The organism is Terrimicrobium sacchariphilum (genome assembly GCF_001613545.1).
In the GTDB taxonomy this organism is placed as follows: domain Bacteria; phylum Verrucomicrobiota; class Verrucomicrobiia; order Chthoniobacterales; family Terrimicrobiaceae; genus Terrimicrobium; species Terrimicrobium sacchariphilum.
The window spans coordinates 209,589-227,967 of the sequence record NZ_BDCO01000002.1; the positions used below are offsets into that span (position 1 = coordinate 209,589).

General features: G+C 59.5%; 20 protein-coding genes. 16 read left to right on the forward strand and 4 right to left on the reverse strand.

From position 1 onward, the window contains the following. Positions 1-25 precede the first annotated feature (25 nt). Both TSACC_RS01730 and TSACC_RS01735 read right to left on the reverse strand, forming a co-directional pair. A complete protein-coding gene (locus TSACC_RS01730) occupies positions 26-634 on the reverse strand; it encodes a hypothetical protein (RefSeq protein WP_075077681.1) in 609 nt (202 codons plus the stop codon). Between the two features lie 7 nt (positions 635-641). Continuing rightward, positions 642-1,532, reverse strand: a complete 891-nt coding sequence (locus TSACC_RS01735) for a YybH family protein (RefSeq protein ID WP_075077682.1) — start codon at positions 1,530-1,532, stop codon at positions 642-644. A 399-nt stretch (positions 1,533-1,931) separates the two neighbouring features. Here TSACC_RS01735 and TSACC_RS01740 point away from each other — a divergent pair, with 399 nt between their 5' ends. Next, a complete protein-coding gene (locus TSACC_RS01740) occupies positions 1,932-3,014 on the forward strand; it encodes a substrate-binding domain-containing protein (protein WP_075077683.1) in 1,083 nt (360 codons plus the stop codon). A gap of 40 nt (positions 3,015-3,054) precedes the next feature. On the opposite strand, the gene TSACC_RS01745 is transcribed toward TSACC_RS01740, so the two are convergent. Continuing rightward, positions 3,055-3,711 (reverse strand): SGNH/GDSL hydrolase family protein, encoded by a 657-nt coding sequence (locus TSACC_RS01745; RefSeq protein WP_075077684.1) that lies wholly within the window; start codon positions 3,709-3,711, stop codon positions 3,055-3,057. A gap of 471 nt (positions 3,712-4,182) precedes the next feature. On the opposite strand from TSACC_RS01745, the gene TSACC_RS01755 reads away from it, so the two are divergent. From TSACC_RS01755 to TSACC_RS01825, 15 genes are all read left to right on the forward strand, one after another. After that, entirely contained in the window at positions 4,183-5,397 is a 1,215-nt protein-coding gene (locus TSACC_RS01755; protein ID WP_075077686.1) for a sensor histidine kinase, read from the forward strand. Beyond that, positions 5,394-6,125: a LytR/AlgR family response regulator transcription factor gene (locus TSACC_RS01760; RefSeq protein ID WP_075077687.1), complete on the forward strand. Its 732-nt coding sequence runs from the start codon at positions 5,394-5,396 to the stop codon at positions 6,123-6,125. The genes TSACC_RS01755 and TSACC_RS01760 overlap by 4 nt, the downstream gene beginning before the upstream one ends. Positions 6,126-6,308: 183 nt before the next feature. Continuing rightward, positions 6,309-7,133 (forward strand): hypothetical protein, encoded by an 825-nt coding sequence (locus tag TSACC_RS01765; RefSeq protein WP_153811202.1) that lies wholly within the window; start codon positions 6,309-6,311, stop codon positions 7,131-7,133. Between the two features lie 130 nt (positions 7,134-7,263). Further along, positions 7,264-8,535, forward strand: coding sequence for an urea ABC transporter substrate-binding protein (urtA, locus tag TSACC_RS01770; protein ID WP_075077689.1), 1,272 nt, complete (start codon positions 7,264-7,266; stop codon positions 8,533-8,535). A gap of 103 nt (positions 8,536-8,638) precedes the next feature. Next, entirely contained in the window at positions 8,639-10,360 is a 1,722-nt protein-coding gene (gene urtB, locus TSACC_RS01775) for an urea ABC transporter permease subunit UrtB (protein WP_075077690.1), read from the forward strand. A 4-nt stretch (positions 10,361-10,364) separates the two neighbouring features. Further along, the gene (urtC, locus tag TSACC_RS01780) at positions 10,365-11,519 is read left to right on the forward strand and encodes an urea ABC transporter permease subunit UrtC (protein WP_075077691.1); all 1,155 of its coding nucleotides are present in this window, start codon (positions 10,365-10,367) and stop codon (positions 11,517-11,519) included. Beyond that, positions 11,516-12,268: an urea ABC transporter ATP-binding protein UrtD gene (gene urtD, locus TSACC_RS01785; RefSeq protein WP_075077692.1), complete on the forward strand. Its 753-nt coding sequence runs from the start codon at positions 11,516-11,518 to the stop codon at positions 12,266-12,268. Before urtC ends, urtD begins: the two co-directional genes overlap by 4 nt. Before the next feature lie 2 nt (positions 12,269-12,270). Further along, positions 12,271-13,230 (forward strand): ATP-binding cassette domain-containing protein, encoded by a 960-nt coding sequence (locus TSACC_RS01790; RefSeq protein ID WP_075077693.1) that lies wholly within the window; start codon positions 12,271-12,273, stop codon positions 13,228-13,230. A gap of 9 nt (positions 13,231-13,239) precedes the next feature. Further along, entirely contained in the window at positions 13,240-13,542 is a 303-nt protein-coding gene (locus TSACC_RS01795; protein ID WP_075077694.1) for an urease subunit gamma, read from the forward strand. Continuing rightward, positions 13,539-13,847, forward strand: coding sequence for an urease subunit beta (locus TSACC_RS01800; protein ID WP_075077695.1), 309 nt, complete (start codon positions 13,539-13,541; stop codon positions 13,845-13,847). The genes TSACC_RS01795 and TSACC_RS01800 overlap by 4 nt, the downstream gene beginning before the upstream one ends. Next, complete coding sequence (ureC, locus tag TSACC_RS01805) at positions 13,844-15,577, forward strand: urease subunit alpha (RefSeq protein ID WP_075077696.1); 1,734 nt, start codon at positions 13,844-13,846, stop codon at positions 15,575-15,577. Before TSACC_RS01800 ends, ureC begins: the two co-directional genes overlap by 4 nt. Before the next feature lie 2 nt (positions 15,578-15,579). Further along, positions 15,580-16,026 (forward strand): urease accessory protein UreE, encoded by a 447-nt coding sequence (locus tag TSACC_RS01810; RefSeq protein ID WP_075077697.1) that lies wholly within the window; start codon positions 15,580-15,582, stop codon positions 16,024-16,026. Beyond that, positions 16,019-16,711 carry an urease accessory protein UreF gene (locus TSACC_RS01815; protein ID WP_075077698.1) on the forward strand — a complete coding sequence of 231 codons (693 nt, stop codon included), beginning with the start codon at positions 16,019-16,021 and terminating at the stop codon, positions 16,709-16,711. The genes TSACC_RS01810 and TSACC_RS01815 overlap by 8 nt, the downstream gene beginning before the upstream one ends. Then, a complete protein-coding gene (gene ureG, locus TSACC_RS01820; protein ID WP_075077699.1) occupies positions 16,708-17,310 on the forward strand; it encodes an urease accessory protein UreG in 603 nt (200 codons plus the stop codon). Before TSACC_RS01815 ends, ureG begins: the two co-directional genes overlap by 4 nt. Before the next feature lie 6 nt (positions 17,311-17,316). After that, a complete protein-coding gene (locus tag TSACC_RS01825) occupies positions 17,317-18,129 on the forward strand; it encodes an urease accessory protein UreD (RefSeq protein ID WP_501211789.1) in 813 nt (270 codons plus the stop codon). Here TSACC_RS01825 and TSACC_RS01830 read toward each other — a convergent pair. Then, positions 18,126-18,341, reverse strand: coding sequence for a DNA gyrase inhibitor YacG (locus TSACC_RS01830; protein WP_075077701.1), 216 nt, complete (start codon positions 18,339-18,341; stop codon positions 18,126-18,128). The two genes, TSACC_RS01825 and TSACC_RS01830, sit on opposite strands and share 4 nt — an antisense overlap. Between the last annotated feature and the right edge of the window lie 38 nt (positions 18,342-18,379).

Here is an 18,379-nt window from a genome sequence, read left to right on the forward strand (position 1 = left end):
CTGGTAAGGGCGGAGAGGTTCCGCCCTACCAGCGACGGTAATAACCGGCGTTGACAAACGGCCCGACGCGTACGGCTGCCACGCCAACCGCCGGAGCCACGATGGGCGCGGGTACGACGACCGTGGTGGCAGGTACCGGAGTCGGCGCGACCACGACAGTAGTCGAGGAGACCACAGGCACTGGAGCTACGACCGGAGCGGGAACTACGACGGGCGCCGGGGCGACATACCCAGCGCTGAAGCCGCCTCCATAGCAGCCGCCGTAACTGGCGGTGCCATAGTGGTAAGTCGAATATCCGCCATAGGTCGGAGAGTGGTACCCGGCGCTATTCCAACTTCCGGAGCCCCCTCCAGAGGTTGAGTAGCTGCCCGATCCAGTGTGCCAGCCATTGCCATACTGTCCCGAACTGGAACTGCTTGCGGAATAGGTTTGTCCGTCGCGACTGGTATATGAGGTCGAGCCGGAGCGATTCCAACTGCCGTCGCCGCCGCTGACCGAGGAATCATGACTCCACGAGCCTCCGCCGGAAAAGGAACCTGATCCCGACCGGCAGGCACCCCAGGCGAGAAGCTTGCCGGGGAGCGCTGCGCAGGAAACGGCGATAATGGAGTAGAGGATAATCTGCTTTTTCATGGCGTGTTTACTTTTGAGTGGGGCGGGTAAAAACGAGGTCCTCCGGCGTGCCGGCTTTTTGGTCCCCGGCGGCAAGGTTGGCTGTCGTGACGGTGACAGAACCATTCTTGTTGGGTGTGAGAGTTTGAGAGGAGGAGAGTTTCGTCCCATTGCGGAGCGTATGGACGGAGTCGACCGTCCAGGCGTCGCCCTGCGGCTTCCATTGGCTTTCGCCGAAGCCCCCATCATCCTCAAAGTCCCAAGATCTCACACCACCCGTCGACGCATCCCAGGCGATCCACTGGACGCTGCCTGAGACCGGTGTGTCGTTGCTGAGGATGGTACGACGGATGATGAGAAAGTTGCCATTTGGTCCGGGTTCGACGGAGAGGAGGACTTTTTCGCCCTGCTTGGTTACGGCCTGCCAGTCGCCGATCATCCAGCCGAGAGCGCCGAGTTCCGTCGAACGATCCGAGGTGGCGGCGGGGGTTTCCCGGACGGTAGCGAGGAACCACTTGCCATCCTTGCGGACGAAGAGATTTGAATAGCGAGCTACGCTCGGGGCGCCTCCCTGGGCGTTGGTGACGACGCTCAGGCCATCCTCCACGGCGGTATCGGGAGTGGGGAAGGAAAGCGCCTCGCTATCGATGCGGACCTGCACGCCCTTGTTGGCGGCAAAGAAATCCGCAAAGAGCTTCGTTATCGCCTCGCGTCCCTTGTGATGTACGCCATCGAGGTCGATGTAGTCGGCATTGGGCAGCCAGAAGGCGGAGATGGCCTTGGCATTGCCATCATTGAAGGCCTTGACGTAGGCCTCTCCGATCGCGGCGATCGCGGCGTTGTCGGAGGCATCAGCGGCGGGCAGGCGGAACGGCGTGAGGGAAGCCAGGAGGGCGAGGATGAGCGTGCAGCGTTTCATGAATACGAGGGAAAGGGAAGGCGGTGGAATGCCCCGGGTTGCCCCACGGAGGCCGTAAAACCAGGCTGATGCCCGGCATGGTCCCGAACCTGCCGATGGCAGAGGCCGGAGGAGGCCAAAAAATGACGGTGAAGGGTCGTCATGGATCACTAAAGGGATACCGGTAATGTCAATGTAGCGGATTCTGGATAAATATGCTATCCGATTCGTGCACCCGGTCGCCTGTGGCGGACAGGTCTGCCTTATGGTGATTTCTGAGGAAAATCCGTAGCCGAGAGCGGGGCAGATAAATCGAAGAGGTTAAGTCGATATGAACAAAATTTCTCTCGCGAATATCTTCGTCAGAGCTTTTGAGTGTTGACAGCACTAGGGGAGTCGGCATTCGTGGTAACTAATCACATGGCCGCGCCCGTACTGAGCACCAAGCATTTCAAGGTTTCCAAACTGCTCGGTGAGCAAATCCGATTTTTATCGCCCGGAGAGATGATCCCGACCGTGGCGGAGCTCAAGGAGCAATATGAAGCCTCCCAGGCGACGATCACCCAGGCGCTGGAACGTCTGCGCCAGCAGGGGATCATCGAGCGTCCTGCAGGAAAGAAGCGTCTCGTTGTGGCGAGGATCGGAGCGCGACCTGATTTCCGGGTGACTCTCATCCGGCCGCTGTGGTCCTCACCGGACTATGATTCCATCACGAATCATATCTATGAGCTCGGCCTGAAGGAGAACTTCGGATTCGGGGTGCATATCTACAGCTCGATCAATGATCTGAACCTCGAGCACGCATTGCAGAATTCCGATGCCGGCATTGTCCTCGGCGACCTCCAGATGGGAGCGGATCAGGTGAAGGCATTTAATGGCTCTCGCAAGCCGGTCGTCTTTCTCCGTGACAAACCGGCCAAGGTGCACAGGGACTCTGTATGGGTCGACGATGTGGCGGTAGGTCGTCTTGCTACGCAGCATTTGCAGAAGCTCGGACATTCCCGCATCCTGGTGATGCTGAGCGAACCCTCGAACCCGTCGTCAACTGCGCGCATGCAGGGCTGGAAGCAAGCCATGGAGAAGCGCGGAACAGCGAAATTTGAGCAATTGATCAGTGATTGTTCCGTTCCCTCGGGCACGGATTCATTAACGGGCTCGTACCATAGGTTCGGGGCGTGGCTCGACTCGCGGAAGGGCAGCTTCACGGCCGTGTTTTGTACGGCATGGACGGGTGCCCTGGCGGTGCTGCGAACACTGCGTGAGAGAAACATCCGTGTCCCCGAGGATGTGAGCGTGATCACGTTTGCCAGCGAGTTGCCCCTGTGCGATTTCACCGCTCCCGCCCTCACTGCGATGGAGATGGATGTGGAGCGCTACACGCGCGAGGCGATGCGTCTCGTCACGAAGCATCTCCGCGGAACGGAGTATCCGGTCAAACCCGAGAACATCCGTCTCACTCCCACGCTGGTCCAGCGCGGGAGCACGGGACCTGCCCGGCGCTAAGAGGCGAAGGCTCCGCGCCGGGAGGAAACTCCAGACGGCCTCAGCGCCAGGTAAATCCCAGGGCTTCAAGCCATGCGCGGGCGAGAGCCAGATGACCCACGTGGCCGGGATGTATGCGATCCCAGGCGATGGCCATTGGGTGGGTGTGCTCGCAGAGCCGGTCAAAGGCAGCCTGCATGTCCACCAGGACGGCGTCATACTGGTTTGCCAGTTTGCGAACGATGGCCCCGTACTCGTCCATGCGGATACGCATGGGGTCGGAGTGATTGGGTTCAATGAAAAAGGGCGTGGCGAGTACGAGTCCTTTGACGTGCGGGCGGGTCTTCTCCAGCAAGGAGCGGTAGGTGGATTCGTATTCTTCGGGGAATACGGCGTTCTCCGGTCGGAGAGGGATGTCAAATTGCCTCCAGACATCGTTGACGCCGATGGCAATGGAGAGCCAGTCGGGTTTCAAGTCGAGCACATCGGTCTGCCAGCGAGCGGCGAGGTCGCGTACATTGTGGCCGCTGGTGCCGCGGTTGATCACCCGATAGCGGCGCTCGGGATGCCAGACCTGGAGGCAGGCATTGATGAGGGCGACATATCCGTTGCCAAAGCCGGGAGCACCCCATGGAGTACTCTCCCCGGACGGATCTCGCCCGGCGTCTGTGATGGAATCGCCAATAAGGACGATTTTGGAATTTTCTGGGATTTGCATTTTGAAGAGGTCGAGCCCGCAGGTATTAGGTTCCTGAAGGCCTAGGTTGAACGCTTAGTGTATGCTGCCGAGGGGAGCAATGACTTTTGAGAAAGGAAGGGATCGGCAAAGATGATTCCTTGCAGACTGGCGGTAAGGAGGACTGAAATGAGAAATCCCCCCAAGCGATGAATGGCAATGTTACCCAGCGAGATATAGCGAAAAAGGCGGGAGTTTCCCATGTGACTGTATCGCTGGCGCTGCAGGGACATCCCTGGAGTGTGGACCCCGTCACCACCGTTGTCTCTGATACCGCGGAGTGGAGGGCTGACAGGGAGAGGATATTCTTTGCCTCGGCGGGAGCTCCTTCGATGGCGCCCGGAACCTCTCCGGGTGCCACGAGCGTCCGATAACCTGGCAGTCGGCAGGCGAAGGGAGGCGAGATACTCTTCTATTGCCTTGGCCTTTGTTCCTTCCTAAACATCCTTCTCCGTGGAGGGCGCGGCGCGGAGCAACGAGGGAGGCTATCGGGAGACATATGGTCCCTCGGTCGATCTTGCATGGACACAAGCCGTCCAGAATTCTCAAGGCTCTGATACGCATCGCTGGAGGGGCCTGGAAAAGCTGCCGCTCTTCTGGCGGCTGCAACTTTGCGGCTGGCTGGGGTGGGCGGTGTGTTCGTCTCCGATCAATTTCACGATCTACACCGACATCAGCACGGCCTTTCTCATCACGTGTGTGAGGGAGCTTACAGGTTTTTTTCTCACGCTGGGACTGCGGGAAATCTATCGCCGCACCCCCATTGGAAGGCTCGAGGTCTGGGCTGCGGCTCCGCTCATCGTCCTGATCTGTGTGATGACGGCAGCGCTGGACGTCGCCTCGCTCGCGGTATTGCAGAAGAGCCTGCATCTGTCTGAGGAGGACTTCAGCAATTCCCATATGCTGGGGCTGATCTTTTGCCTTCGCGCGTTGTTGTTTGTTTCCTGGAGCGGTTTGTATCTTTCCTTTCGCGGCCTATTGCAGACACGGGAGCAGTCGGCGCTGCTCTTTCGCGCGGAGAAGCTGCGGCACGAGGCGGAACTACAGATGCTGCGCTCTCAAACGAACCCGCATTTTCTCTTTAATGCCTTCAACACGATCCTGAGCGAGGGGAAGGGAAATCCCCGGGTGATCGAGCTGGTGAAATCTCTTTCGGACTATCTGCGGTATTCTCTCTCCTGTCGTCACGAGGGCTTTGTTTCGCTCGGGGCGGAGATTGATGCCATTGCGAGTTACCTCGAGGTCGAAAAAGCGCGATTCGGCGGCGACCTCATTCTCGAGATGAACGTCACGGAGACGGCGCGATCTGCCGGGGTGCCCGGAGTGATCATCCAGCCGCTCATCGAGAATGCCATCAAGTACGGGCGCGAAACCTGCAATCCCCCGCTCAAGGTGCGCATCGCGGCCGAGACGGGGCCGCATGCACTCCGCATCGAGGTGAGCAACACCGGCCGCTGGCTGCCCCTGCGCAAGCCGCGTAAAAATCAGCCGTCTGGCTCCGGGTTGCAGAACCTCCGTCGCCGCCTTGAGGCAATTTATCCCGGGACGCATCGGTTTGAAATCGGAGAGCGGCATGGCGAGGTGGTTGCCCTGGTCGAGATTCAGATGAATCACGATTACGACAAACGATTGCAGGATTACGAACTGCGCCAGAGGATGGAGCCATGATTTCTTGGCGAGCGCTGATCATTGATGACGAGACGCCGGCGCGGAATCATCTGCGCGAGCTGCTCCAGGCTCACTCGCAGGTGGAGATCCTGGGGGAGGCGAGTTGCGTGAGCGAGGCGGCGAAGCTTTGTGCGGAGCTGAGTCCGTCGCTGCTCTTTCTCGATCTGCAAATGCCGCGGGGACTCGGCTTTGACTTGCTGCCGCTGATCAATCCCGTGCCGGAGATTATCTTTGTGACAGCGTATAACGAGTATGCCGTGCGGGCGTTTGAAGTGGGCGCCGTGGATTACCTCTTGAAGCCGATCTTTGCCGATCGCCTGGAGATCGCGCTGGCTCGTCTCGGGCACCACCTGCCGAAGCCTGCGGAGAAAACCGTATCGGCTCTCGATGAGGATTCGCCGATCTTCCTGCGTACCAGCAGCGGGCTGCGGGCAGTGCTGGTCCATCACGTGACCCATGTGATGGCCGATGGAAACTACACCACGCTCTGGCTGGAAAATGGCACCTCGATTCTCGCCGATCGCACCATGCATGAGTGGGAGAGCATCCTCCCGGCCGCCCGTTTCATCAGGCTCGACAGATCTCTGATGGTCAATACGAGCCATCTGAAGGAATTGACTGTTATCTCGCGCGATCTTGCGCATTTATCGCTCACCGGGTGTGCCGAACCGATCAAAATCGGACGCGCTGCCCGGAGCAGATTGCGACAGTTGCAGCTTTTTCGCTGAGTAGATTTTCACCGCGCAGGCGGCATTTCCCGATTCGCGGACAGCATTGCCCGATTCACGGAAACTTCGCGGAAAACGCGCTTGGGTGGCCCGCCCGCTGCTTTTTGGCATGCCAGCTTCCGAACGAAAGTCCGGTCGCTTCTCAACAACCAAAAAACAAAGGGAAACGAAACAATGCTAAAGATGAAATCATTGCGTGCACTGGCGGCCTTGACCGTCGGCACCATGACTGTCGGCTCTGCCTTCGCCGGAACCACCACGGCGCCGGCGCAGAAGGAAGTGGCGGTGGTTGAAGAAGAAAAGCCTGCTTTCACCGGCTGGCTGTCCTTTGACCTGAACAGCCACTTTATTTCCTACGGATCGGACGTATGGGGCGGCGGCACCAGCTGGGGCCGAGGTGTATTCAACCCATCGGGCGAGATCAGCTGGGCCTCGCCGATCAAGGGCCTGAGTGTCGTAGCCGGTACCTGGTGGGACGTTAACAATAACGCGCCATCCACCATCGGCGGTTACCTTCAGGAGGTCGATGTATGGGCGGGCCTGTCGTATGGGTACAAGGACTTCTCCGTCACCGTGCTCTACCAGGCATGGAATTACGGCGGTGAGACCGAGCAGATCCTCGATGTCGCGTTGAAATACGCCAACAACAACTTCCTCAACCCGTCCATCGTGTTCCACAATCGTGTGGATCCCGGCGCGGCTGAAGGCGGTGGCGGACACAACGGAACATTCTTTGTTCCTAACATTAGCTACAACTTCAAGATCTGGAAGTTCACCATCACGCCTTCCGCGGCCCTCGGCCTTTGTACGGAAGACTACCACGGCGGTGGCGGAGGCTACGCCTACACGGCGCTCGGCCTCAATGGCAGCGTTCCGATTCCTTACCTCCCGGGGGATTGGGAACTCCATGGCGGTATTACCTACTACAACACGAATGATGTTGTGATCCCGAACAACGTTGCGAACAACTTCGTGACCGGCAACATCGGTATCAAGTTGTCCTTCTAGATCCACTTTAGGCAGCAGAACCCGGGCTGGTCGCCAGGGTAGCGAACAAAACGGCATCGTTCGTGCTTCCACGCCCGGGTTCCTGCACTGCCCACGAGAAAATCCACTCACCATCAAAGAAATACTCACTATGAAACTCTCGCAAACACTTCAGGCCATGGCGGTCGGTGCGTCCCTTCTCGTCGGGACAATGGCGCCGGTTCGTGCGGCCGAGGACACGGTCAAAGTCGGCGTCCTGCATTCTCTCAGCGGTACCATGGCGATCAGCGAAACTTCGCTGCGCGACGTACTCCTTTTTGCCTTCGATGAAATCAATGCCAAAGGCGGCGTGCTCGGCAAGAAGATCGAGCCGGTCGTGGTCGATGGCGCCTCGAACTGGCCGCTCTTTGCGGAAAAGGCCAAACAGCTCCTGGAAGTCGACAAGGTCGCGGTGGTCTTCGGCTGCTGGACCTCGGTGAGCCGCAAGTCGGTGCTCCCGGTGTTCGAGAAGAACAACGGCCTGCTGTTCTACCCCGTACAGTACGAGGGTGAGGAACTCTCAAAGAACATCTTCTACACCGCGGAGGCGGTGAACCAGCAGGCGATCCCGGCGGTGGACTATCTCCTCGCTGATGGGCGCAAGAAATTCTACCTCATCGGCACGGACTACGTATATCCGCAGACCACGAATCTCGTGCTGCTGGAGTACCTCCTGTCCAAAGGGGTGCCGATCGAGAACATCGGCGGCGGCCTGCGCAAGGACGAGGCTGGCAAGGTGATCTCCGCGGGCAAGTACACGCCCTTTGGCCACACCGACTACCAGCAGATCGTGGCTGAGATCAAACAGTTCGCTGCCACGGGGGATGCCTGCGTGATCAACACGATCAATGGGGACTCGAATGTGCCGTTCTTCAAGGAATTCGCTGCCTCCGGCCTCACGGCCGCTGACTGCCCGGTCGTTTCCATGAGCCTTTCGGAAGACGAACTTCGCAGCCTGCCCACGAAGGATCTCGTCGGCCATCTTGGCTGCTGGGCGTACTTCATGTCGATTGACTCCAAGGAAAACGCAGCCTTCAAGAAGAACTTTTTTGACTGGCTCAAGACCGCCAAGGTGCAGGGTATCGAGCGCACGAATCGCGTGACCTGCAGCCCGATGGTGCTTTCCTACGACGGCGTCTATCTCTGGAAGGCTGCGGTCGAGAAGGCCGGCTCCTTTGATGTGGACAAGGTCCGCGAGGTTCTCGAGTCAGGCAAGATCACCTTCGACGGTCCGAATGGACTCAACACGGTGGAGAAAAATCACCACACGAAGAAGAATACCTACATCGGTGAAACCAAGGCCGACGGGCAGTTCAAGATCGTGGAGGAATTCAAACAGGTCTACCCCGAGCCGTTCCTCAAGGGAACGTTCGTGAAGGAGTAGTCTCACATATTCGGTAGCTAGAATCGGGGAGGAGTTTGGGAGAGGATACCCGAACTCCTCCCGCTGGCCGAGCACTGATCTTGCTTACAACCAACGAACTTTCATGATGCGACCATACGTCCAGCGTTCACTTTGTCTTGTCGCCGCAATGGCGATGACATTTGCCTCTCTCGTCCAGGCGGACGAGTCGGAGAGCTCGGCCCGCCAGAGCGCCGCCCGCGCCATCCTCGCCTCCGAGAGCGAGCAGGCGATGATCGTACAGGACATGGCTGCAAACCCTTCGCCCATCCTGGGGCCGATTTTCGAGGCCTGGCAGCGCAGTCAGGTCTACATCTACGAGGCTCCGGACGGAGCGCGGATTCCCTTTATGCTTATGCCGGACGGCTCTGGCTCCAAGGCTGTGCGGATCGACAACGGAGAGCCTCTCGTCGGGCCCAATGGAGCGCCCGTCGTGGTGGACGAGGCGACCATGAAGCCGGTGGAGACCTTTGCCAAACTGCGTCGCGCCATGCGTTCCACCATGGATCTCCTGGCATTGGCTGATCCGGCGCCCGCCACCCGCCAGAGCGCCATCCTCAAGCTGGGCATGAAACAGTCGCCCGAGGCGCTTCCCATTCTCAACGCCCGCCTGGCGCGGGAACAGGACAAGGCGGTCAAAAACGGGATCCTCGACGCCATCGCCATCATCAATCTCGCGTCGCCCGATCCGAAAATGCAAATCGACGCCTTGAACCAGTTGAAAAAGTCGAACTCCGTGCCGAGCAGGGAGCTGGTCGCCAAAATGGCTGCGGATGAAAAGCTCTCTCCCAAGGTAAGGGCGGCTGCCGCGTCTACGCTGAAGGCAATCGACAACCATCTCTTCTGGGTCGATTTCTTCGGCACCATGTTTCGCGGAGTGAGTCTCGGATCGGTTCTACTCGTCGTCGCGCTGGGGCTGGCTATTACCTTCGGCCTCATGGGTGTGATCAACATGGCTCATGGCGAGATCATGGTGGTGGGCGGCTATGCGACCTATCTCGTGCAGTGTATCTTCGGAACGGGAGTCGCTCTCGCACCTTTTGGGATTAGCGTGAACATCCCGGGATTCGGCTTCGATTCAAACTCGGGCATCTATCAAAGCTACTTCCTCTTTGCTTTGCCCGTCGCTTTCTTCAGCGCGGCGGCGGTGGGTGTTTTGCTGGAGCGCGGAGTCATTCAGTTTCTCTATCGTCGTCCGCTGGAGTCCCTGCTCGCCACGTGGGGCGTATCGCTGGTCATGCAGCAGCTCTTTCGCCTGATCTTTGGACCAGCCAATGCACCGGTATACTCCCCCGCATGGCTGCTGGGCAGCTTCTCCGTGGGGGATGTGATCATGAACTACAATCGTGTGTTTGTGATCATCTTTGCGGTGGCCATCGTGGTGGGCACCTCGCTCCTCCTGGCCAAGACGCCCGTAGGCCTGCTCATCCGCGCGGTGATGCAGGATCGCACGACGGCGGCTTGCATGGGCGTACGGACCCGCAAGGTCAACACACTCACGTTTGCCTTCGGTTCCGGGCTGGCCGGGCTGGCAGGAGCCTTTCTCTCGCAGATCGGCAACATCGGCCCGAGCACGGGTCAGACGTACATTGTCGATTCCTTCATGGTTGTCGTCGTCGGTGGAGTAGGCAATCTCATCGGCACCGTCATCTCTGCACTCGGCATCGGAACGCTTGACCAGATACTCCAAACCGGCCTGCGAAATCCTGTCATCGGAAAGGTGCTCGTGCTGGTCGGCATCATCCTCTTCCTCCAGTGGAAGCCTTCAGGCCTTTTCGCCACCAAGGGACGCGGGCTGGAAAACTAACGTCATGAAACAGGAAGTTTCCAAAAAAGAGGTTCTCATCGGAGCGATCGTCGCGGTGTTTCTTATCGCGGTCATCCCGGGTCTGAACGCATTCACTCCGGCGGGGAGTTCACTCCATGTGAGCGATTTCAATATCAACCTGTGGGGACAATATCTCTGCCTGGCCATTGTGGCGGTGAGCATCGACCTGCTCTGGGGATACACGGGATTGCTGAGCCTCGGGCAGATGCTCTTCTTTTCGCTTGGCGGCTATGCGCTCGGCATGCACCTCATGCTGATGATCGGCAAGCTCGGTCAATACAAGAGCGACCTGCCGGACTTCATGGTCTTCCTCGGGTATACGAAGCTGCCCGCGCACTGGGAGCCGTTTGCGCATTTTGGATTTGCCGCCTTCGCGGTACTCTGGGTGCCAGGGGTGGTGGCTTTCATCTTTGGGTATCTCGCATTCCGCTCCCGCATCCGGGGTGTTTATTTCTCGATCCTCACACAGGCGCTCACCTATGCAGCGTGTCTCCTCTTCTTCCGCAACGAGCTGACGCTGGGCGGCAACAATGGGTTTACCGATTTCAAAACCCTGCTCGGCTTTGACCTGGGCACTCCTGGCACACAGCGTGGACTCTACATCGCCTCGGCGGTCGCACTGGTGCTGGTGTATGTCCTGTGCCGGTGGTTGACCCTGACGAAGTTTGGCAAGGTCCAGCGGGCGATCCGAGACAGTGAAAATCGGGTGCTTTTCTCCGGCTACGCGGCGGCGAATTTCAAGCTCTTCGTCTTCGTTCTCGCAGGTATGATCGCGGGTCTGGCGGGTGCACTGTACGTGCCTCAGGTCGGCATCATCAATCCCAGCCAGATGGAACCCGCCAAATCGCTGGAGGCCATCGTATGGGTGGCGGTGGGCGGACGGGCTTCCCTTATCGGGCCGATCATTGGAGCCATCGGCGTGAATGGCCTGAAAAGCTGGGCCAGCCAGGCATTCCCTGCGTATTGGCCGATCTTTCTTGGGGCGATGTTTGTGGTGGTCGTGCTCTTCATGCCGCGAGGCGTTGTTGGTTTGCCCGCGCAGATCCAGGAGGCTTGGCGAAGACATAAGCGAGCCAGGGAGGCTGCCGCAGAAGCTGCTGCTGCCGCAACTCAAGTGCCAAAGGATTCCCAGTCATGAGCAAGCAGTTCCTACTCGCCGCGGAAGGCGTCACAAAGAGCTTCGATGGGTTCAAGGCCATCAACGACCTGAACTTCTACCTCGATAAGGGGGAGTTGCGGACGATCATCGGTCCGAACGGTGCGGGCAAAAGCACGTTCCTCGACCTGATCACAGGCCGCACCCGCCCGGATACCGGCACGATCGAGTACAAAGGGACACCGCTGACGAAGCTAAGGGAATACGAAATTTACCGGCTCGGCATCGGACGGAAGTTCCAGACGCCGAGTGTGTATAGCGACCATACGGTATTCGAGAACATCCTCCTCGGTCTCGAGGGAAGCCGAAGCGTGTGGCCATCCATTTTCAGCCGGGTCAAGCCGGAGCAGCGGGAGCGCATTCACGAGGTGCTGAAGACGATCGGCCTTGCCGACAAGGCCGAGCTGAAAGCAGGCACACTGGCGCACGGGCAGAAGCAGTGGCTGGAAATCGGCATGCTGCTCGCGCAAAATGCCGAGCTGCTCCTCGTCGATGAACCCGCGGCGGGCATGACGGACGAGGAGACCGCCAAGACTGGCGAGTTGCTCCTCAGCCTGGCGGGGAAACACACGATCATTGTCATCGAGCACGACATGGTTTTTGTCCGACAGCTCGGCAGCAAGGTTACCGTGCTCCATCAGGGCCACGTCCTTTGCGATGGCTCCCTCGATCAGGTGCAGGCCGACGAGCGCGTCATCGAAGTTTATCTCGGCCGCAAAAAGAAACACTAGGTATGCTCTCGATCAAAAATCTCTGCGTCTCTCTCGACGGGTCCCGCATCCTGCGCGATGTCAGCATCGATGTGCCGGAGAATCAGGTGTTTTGCCTCATGGGGCGCAATGGCGTAGGCAAGACGACCACGCTGAAAAGCATCGTAGGCATTCACCGCCCGACCAGCGGCTGCATCATTTTCAAGGGAAAGGATATTTCCCAGATGCCAGCCGAGGACCGGGCGCGGGCGGGTATTGGCTACGTCCCGCAGGGGCGCGGTATCTTCCCGCACCTCACGGTGGAGGAAAATCTCTTTATCGGCGCGATCGCCCAGGGCAAGAAGCCCGGTCGCTCACTGGAACGCATCTACTCGCTCTTCCCGATCCTGAAGGACTTCCTTTCACGCAAGGGGGGCATGCTCTCGGGAGGCCAGCAGCAGCAACTCTCCATCGCGCGGGCGCTGCTCACAGAACCGGATTTGTTGATCCTCGACGAGCCGACGGAGGGCATTCAGCCCAACATCATCGATCAGATCGGCGACGCCTTGAAGCTCCTGCGCCGTGGCGGCCATCACAATGAGCCCGGCCTTATGGCCGAGGCAGTCCAGCTTCTCAAGAAGTTGCGCGATGAATCCGACTATCCGGAACCGGCGCTGATCGAGAAACTGAGTGACGACATCAATGAAATGCGGCGTGTGGGCGCAGAGCGAAACGCGGCCGCCTTTACCGAGCTCTCCAGGACGTTCGAGGCCATTCGCCAAAAGGGCCCGCACGAGGGCAATCTCTTGGGCGAGGAGATCGCCAATGCCCTCGACCAACTCCACAGTGAGAAGTCGATGACGATCCTGCTCGTGGAGCAATATCTCGATTTTTGTAAAGAACTCGCCGACAACTTCGCCATCCTCGACCGGGGAAGCGTGGTGGCACGCGGGTCGGTGAATGAGCTCACTGATGAAGTTGTCAGGGAGCATCTCACCGTATGATGATGTCGTATGCACCTGAGTCCTCGTGAGACGGAAAAACTCATGATCGTGGTCGCTGCCGATCTGGCCCGTCGGCGGCAAAAGCGTGGGTTGAAGCTGAACTATCCCGAGGCCATCGCCATCCTGACGTACGAGATCCTCGAGGGAGCTCGCGACGGGAGATCGGTGGCCGAGCTGATGAGCTTTGGCACGACCATCCTCAAGCGCGAGGACGTGATGGAGGGCGTGCCGGAGATGATTGCCGAGGTGCAGGCTGAGGCCACGTTCCCGGATGGCACGAAACTTGTTACAGTTCACAATCCCATCCGATGATCCCCGGCGAAATCATTCTTTCTCAAGACGGTCACCATGAGGCCAATCAGGGTCTTGAATGGAAAACGATCGTTGTCACCCACCGGGGCGACCGGCCCGTACAGGTGGGCAGCCATTTTCATTTTTACGAGGTCAACAGCCTGCTCGACTTTGATCGCGAGGCAGCGCGAGGGTTTCGGTTGCGCATTCCCTCCGGCACGGCCGTGCGTTTTGAACCGGGCGACACGCGTGAGGTGGAACTCGTGGCTCTCGCCGGGAAACGTGAAGTTTATGGCCTCAATGGAAAGGTGAATGGACCGCTATGAAACTGACCAGGGAGCTTTACGCAGAAATGTTTGGCCCCACGGTCGGGGATCAGGTGAGGCTGGCGGATACCGAGCTGTTCATCCAGGTCGAGCGCGACCTGATCGCGGAGAATGGAGGCTACGGCGGCGAGGTGAAGTTTGGCGGAGGCAAGGTGATCCGCGACGGCATGGGCCAGTCGCCGCTGGCGCTGGATCATGAGTGTCTCGATCTGGTCATTACGAATGCCCTCATCCTCGATCCGGTGCAGGGCGTGATCAAGGCCGACATCGGCGTGAAGCACGGCCGCATCGTGGGTATCGGGCATGCGGGAAATCCGCTCATCCAGAACGGCATCACGATGGTCATCGGCGCGGCGACGGATGTCATCGCAGGCGAGGGCTGCATCGTCACGGCGGGCGGGATTGATTCGCACATCCACTTTATTTGTCCTCAGCAGATCGAGCATGCCATCGCAGCGGGAACGACCACGCTGCTCGGCGGCGGCACTGGCCCGACGCATGGCACCTACGCGACCACGGTCACGCCCGGGCAATGGAACATCCATCGCATGCTCGAGGCGGCGGACGAGTACCCGGTCAACATCGGGTATCTCGGCAAGGGCAACTGCTCGACCCCCGGTCCGCTCCGTGAGCAGATCCTCGCGGGAGCCATCGGGCTCAAGCTGCATGAGGACTGGGGCACGACCCCGGCGGCTATTGACTGCTGCCTCGGTGTGGCGGACGAACTCGATGTGCAGGTGGCGATCCATACCGATACCTTGAACGAAGCGGGTTTCGTTGAGGATACGCTGCGCGCTTTCAAGGGGCGGGCGATTCACACCTATCACTCCGAGGGCGCAGGAGGAGGGCACGCACCCGATATCATTCGCGTCTGCGGCGAGGCCAACGTCCTGCCCTCGTCCACGAATCCGACGCGCCCTTACACCGTCAATACCATCGACGAGCATCTCGACATGCTCATGGTGTGTCATCACCTCGACTCAAACATTCCGGAGGATGTCGCCTTTGCAGAGTCGCGCATTCGCGGCGAGACCATCGCGGCGGAGGATCTGTTGCACGACCTGGGAGCGTTTTCCATGATGTCCAGCGACAGCCAGGCGATGGGACGTATCGGCGAAACCATCACCCGCACGTGGCAGACCGCACATAAGATGAAGGTGCAGTTTGGAAAACTCGCCGCCAGTGCTGCAGGAATTGCCCACGCGACAGCGGATAATTTCCGCGCTCTGCGCTATATCGCAAAGTACACGATCAACCCCGCCATCACGCACGGCATCGCCCACGAGGTCGGCTCGATCGAGGTGGGCAAACTCGCGGACCTCGTGGTATGGAAGCCCGCCTTCTTCGGCGTGAAGCCCGAGGTCGTGCTCAAGGGCGGCCTCATTGCCTATGCCAACATGGGCGATCCGAACGCGTCGATTCCCACGCCGCAGCCGATGTTTTATCGGCCGCAGTTTGCCGCCCATGGTCGGGCGCGCCTCGGCACGTCGGTGACTTTCGTGAGCCAGGCCTCGCTCGACCAGGGGCTGGCTGGAGCGGTGCGTGTCGGCAAGCGGCTCGTGCCAGTGCGCAATACGCGCAGGATCACCAAACGCGACCTGCTTTGGAACGACGCGATGCCGCGCATCGAGGTCGATCCCGAGACTTACACGGTGAAGGCCGACGGGGTGGAGCTTCGCTGTGCACCCGCGGAGGTCTTGCCGATGGCCCAGAGATACTTTTTGTTCTGAGTATGGAAATTGTCCGTCATCATCTGCATGTCCACCGGTCGGAATCGGATCGCATCATTCCCATCCCGGTGGATCGCGAAGTCCTCGCCAAACGCCGCTGGCGCGCCATCGCGGGCGACGGTCGGGAGTTTGGTTTCGACCTTGATCATTTGCTTTCCCATGGCGATTTCGTGCTGCGAGAGGAGGGCATTCTCTATGCGATTCGCCAGCGGGAGGAGCCCGTTTTCGAAATTCCTCTCGGCTATGTCCCGGCGGACGCGGCGCGTGTGGCGTGGCAACTGGGGAACCTCCATTTTCCGATCCAGATCGTGGACGAGGTGATACGGGTTGCGGCGGATGTCGCCGTAAAACAAATGCTCGATCGCGAACAGATTCCGTACTTTGAGTCGCTGGCCGTCTTCTGTCCGGTGGCCGCCGGGGCGGCGCATCATCACCATCATCATGATTGAACTGGAGCAGGCGGGCCTCGCCTTCCTACTTCAGACTTCGGATGCCACCTTTCCGACGGGCTCGTATGCTCACTCGCTCGGCATGGAGGAGATGGTGCAGCAGGGACGGGTGCATGATGAGGTGACGCTCCGGGGTTTTTTGAGCGACCATGTGATACCCGCAGCCGCGCACATTGACCTGCCGCTTGTGGCGGAAGCCCATCGTGCTGTGGAGCGCGATGACATCGAAGACCTTCTTGCGGTGGATCATCTATCCGGAGCGCTGCGACCCGCCCGGGAGCTGCGTGCGGCGAGTCTTCAGACGGGACGGAGACGCCTGGCGATGCTTGCCGCGGTTTCTTCGGTCCCGATCATCCGAGCTTACCAGGACCGGGCGGCGGGCGATGCGGCGATCGGGCATCATGCATCGGTCTGGGGTGCGGCGTGCAGCGGCCTCCCGGTAAAGGCTGCGCTTACGGCCTATCTTTATCAATCACTCGCGGGCTACTGCGCGGCGGCGCCGAAGCTGATCCGTATCGGCCAGGAGGGAATTCAGCGCGTGCTCACGGCGGCGCTCGGCGGAGCGATGCCTGCCGTGGACCAGGCCCTCTCTGTGGCGCGTGCCGAAATCGGTTGGTTTGACCCGGTGGTCGATATCGCCTCGATGTGGCACGAGATTTCCGACGAACGACTCTTTATCTCATGAAAACCCTGCGTATCGGTATCGGCGGTCCGGTGGGATCGGGAAAGACCATGCTTGTCCTGCGGCTCTGCGAATGGATGAGGAACGAGTTCAACATGGCGGTGGTCACCAACGACATCTATACCCGCGAGGATGCGGAGTTCCTGGTGCGCAATCAGGCCCTGGAGGCCGATCGGGTCATGGGAGTCGAGACGGGAGGCTGTCCGCACACGGCGATTCGCGACGATACCAGTATGAACGACGCGGCGGTGGCGCAGCTTCAGGCCCGCTTTCCCGGTCTCCAGCTCATCCTGATCGAAAGCGGTGGCGACAACCTCTCGGCGACGTTTTCGCCTGAACTGGTCGATGTGTTCATCTACGTGATCGATGTCGCGCAGGGGGATAAGATTCCGCGCAAGGGCGGTCCGGCCATTCGCAAAAGCGATTTGTTGTTGATCAACAAGATCACCCTCGCTCCCCATGTCGGCGCTGATCTGAACGTGATGGCCCGTGATGCGAAAATCATGCGCGGCGAGCGACCATTTCTCTTCGCCGACCTGAAGTCCGGCGAGGGGCGCGACGATCTGCTGAACTGGCTGCGGCGCGAGTATCTCTTCGTCTAGTTTCGTGTGATCGGGCACCTGGCGATTGAGTTGGCACGAGGACCGAATGGCCTTACGCATATCGGTCGGCAGTCCTTTCATGCGCCCATGCATCTGAGCAAGCCATATTGGGACGGTCGCCACCTCATCGTGCAGATGGTGAATTGCACGGCGGGGCTACTAGAGGGCGACGTGGTCGACATTTCCGTGGAGGCTCGTGCGGGATCATCAGCGATATTAACAAGTCCCAGCGCGCAGCGGGCCTTTCGTGTGCGGGAGGAGGATGCGCTCGCCACGGTGAACCAGACGTTCTCTGTCGAGGCCGGGGCGTGGCTGGAGGTGTGCCCGGAGATTTTCATTCCGCACAAGGGATCGCGGTTAAGGCAGTCGACACGGATCAATGCGGAGACTGATGCCGAAATGCTCTTTATCGAATCGCTCGCGCCCGGTCGGGTGGGGTCGGCGGAGTCCTATGCATTTGCCCGGCTGGAGTGGGCTGCCGAGGTGTATGTGGATGGCCGTTTACAGGTACGGGAACGGTATGACCTTTCCCCGGAGCAAAAGAACATCGAAGCGCTTCGCAAAGTATTTCCCGATGCCTACTATGCGTCGTGCTATCTGGTGACGCCTCGGCTAGGGGCGCTGGCGGATTTGCGGGCGATGATGCGGGACTCCTCCACGCCGGATCTTTTCATGGCCGCCAGCATCGTCGCTCCCAATGTCGCTGCCCTGCGCTTGCTGGCCTCTGGCAGCATAGCCCTGCGCCAGGGTATCAAGATGGTGAGGGAATATTGCTATTCGGCGCTCGGTCGCCCGCTGCCTGACTGGCGCAAACTTTAGGGTTCGTCGTCGCTGCGTTTGAGCTCGCCTTCGTCGAAGTCGGCGAGTTCCTCGAGATCCTCCGCCGTGATCGGGCTGGCGATGCGGTATTCCTCGCCGAGCCAGCGTCCCAGGTCGACCAGCTTGCACCGCTCGGAGCAAAAAGGCGCGTACGAGTGGCTGAACCACGGGCCTTTCTTTCCGCAGGTGGGGCAGGTGTTCTCTTTGGACATGGGGGTATTTACGAATCTCTTTCAAACTCCGTCAAGTG

Bases quoted from the DNA above. Each gene is read 5' to 3' on its own strand.
- TSACC_RS01745 (WP_075077684.1), bottom strand. From the start codon at position 3,711: ATGCAAATCCCAGAAAATTCCAAAATCGTCCTTATTGGCGATTCCATC.
- ureG (WP_075077699.1), top strand. From the start codon at position 16,708: ATGAAAACCCTGCGTATCGGTATCGGCGGTCCGGTGGGATCGGGAAAG.
- TSACC_RS01730 (WP_075077681.1), bottom strand. From the start codon at position 634: ATGAAAAAGCAGATTATCCTCTACTCCATTATCGCCGTTTCCTGCGCA.
- TSACC_RS01800 (WP_075077695.1), top strand. From the start codon at position 13,539: ATGATCCCCGGCGAAATCATTCTTTCTCAAGACGGTCACCATGAGGCC.
- urtD (WP_075077692.1), top strand. From the start codon at position 11,516: ATGAGCAAGCAGTTCCTACTCGCCGCGGAAGGCGTCACAAAGAGCTTC.
- TSACC_RS01760 (WP_075077687.1), top strand. From the start codon at position 5,394: ATGATTTCTTGGCGAGCGCTGATCATTGATGACGAGACGCCGGCGCGG.
- ureC (WP_075077696.1), top strand. From the start codon at position 13,844: ATGAAACTGACCAGGGAGCTTTACGCAGAAATGTTTGGCCCCACGGTC.
- TSACC_RS01795 (WP_075077694.1), top strand. From the start codon at position 13,240: ATGCACCTGAGTCCTCGTGAGACGGAAAAACTCATGATCGTGGTCGCT.
- TSACC_RS01735 (WP_075077682.1), bottom strand. From the start codon at position 1,532: ATGAAACGCTGCACGCTCATCCTCGCCCTCCTGGCTTCCCTCACGCCG.
- TSACC_RS01815 (WP_075077698.1), top strand. From the start codon at position 16,019: ATGATTGAACTGGAGCAGGCGGGCCTCGCCTTCCTACTTCAGACTTCG.
- TSACC_RS01810 (WP_075077697.1), top strand. From the start codon at position 15,580: ATGGAAATTGTCCGTCATCATCTGCATGTCCACCGGTCGGAATCGGAT.
- TSACC_RS01765 (WP_153811202.1), top strand. From the start codon at position 6,309: ATGAAATCATTGCGTGCACTGGCGGCCTTGACCGTCGGCACCATGACT.
- urtC (WP_075077691.1), top strand. From the start codon at position 10,365: ATGAAACAGGAAGTTTCCAAAAAAGAGGTTCTCATCGGAGCGATCGTC.
- TSACC_RS01740 (WP_075077683.1), top strand. From the start codon at position 1,932: ATGGCCGCGCCCGTACTGAGCACCAAGCATTTCAAGGTTTCCAAACTG.
- urtB (WP_075077690.1), top strand. From the start codon at position 8,639: ATGATGCGACCATACGTCCAGCGTTCACTTTGTCTTGTCGCCGCAATG.
- urtA (WP_075077689.1), top strand. From the start codon at position 7,264: ATGAAACTCTCGCAAACACTTCAGGCCATGGCGGTCGGTGCGTCCCTT.
- TSACC_RS01830 (WP_075077701.1), bottom strand. From the start codon at position 18,341: ATGTCCAAAGAGAACACCTGCCCCACCTGCGGAAAGAAAGGCCCGTGG.
- TSACC_RS01790 (WP_075077693.1), top strand. From the start codon at position 12,271: ATGCTCTCGATCAAAAATCTCTGCGTCTCTCTCGACGGGTCCCGCATC.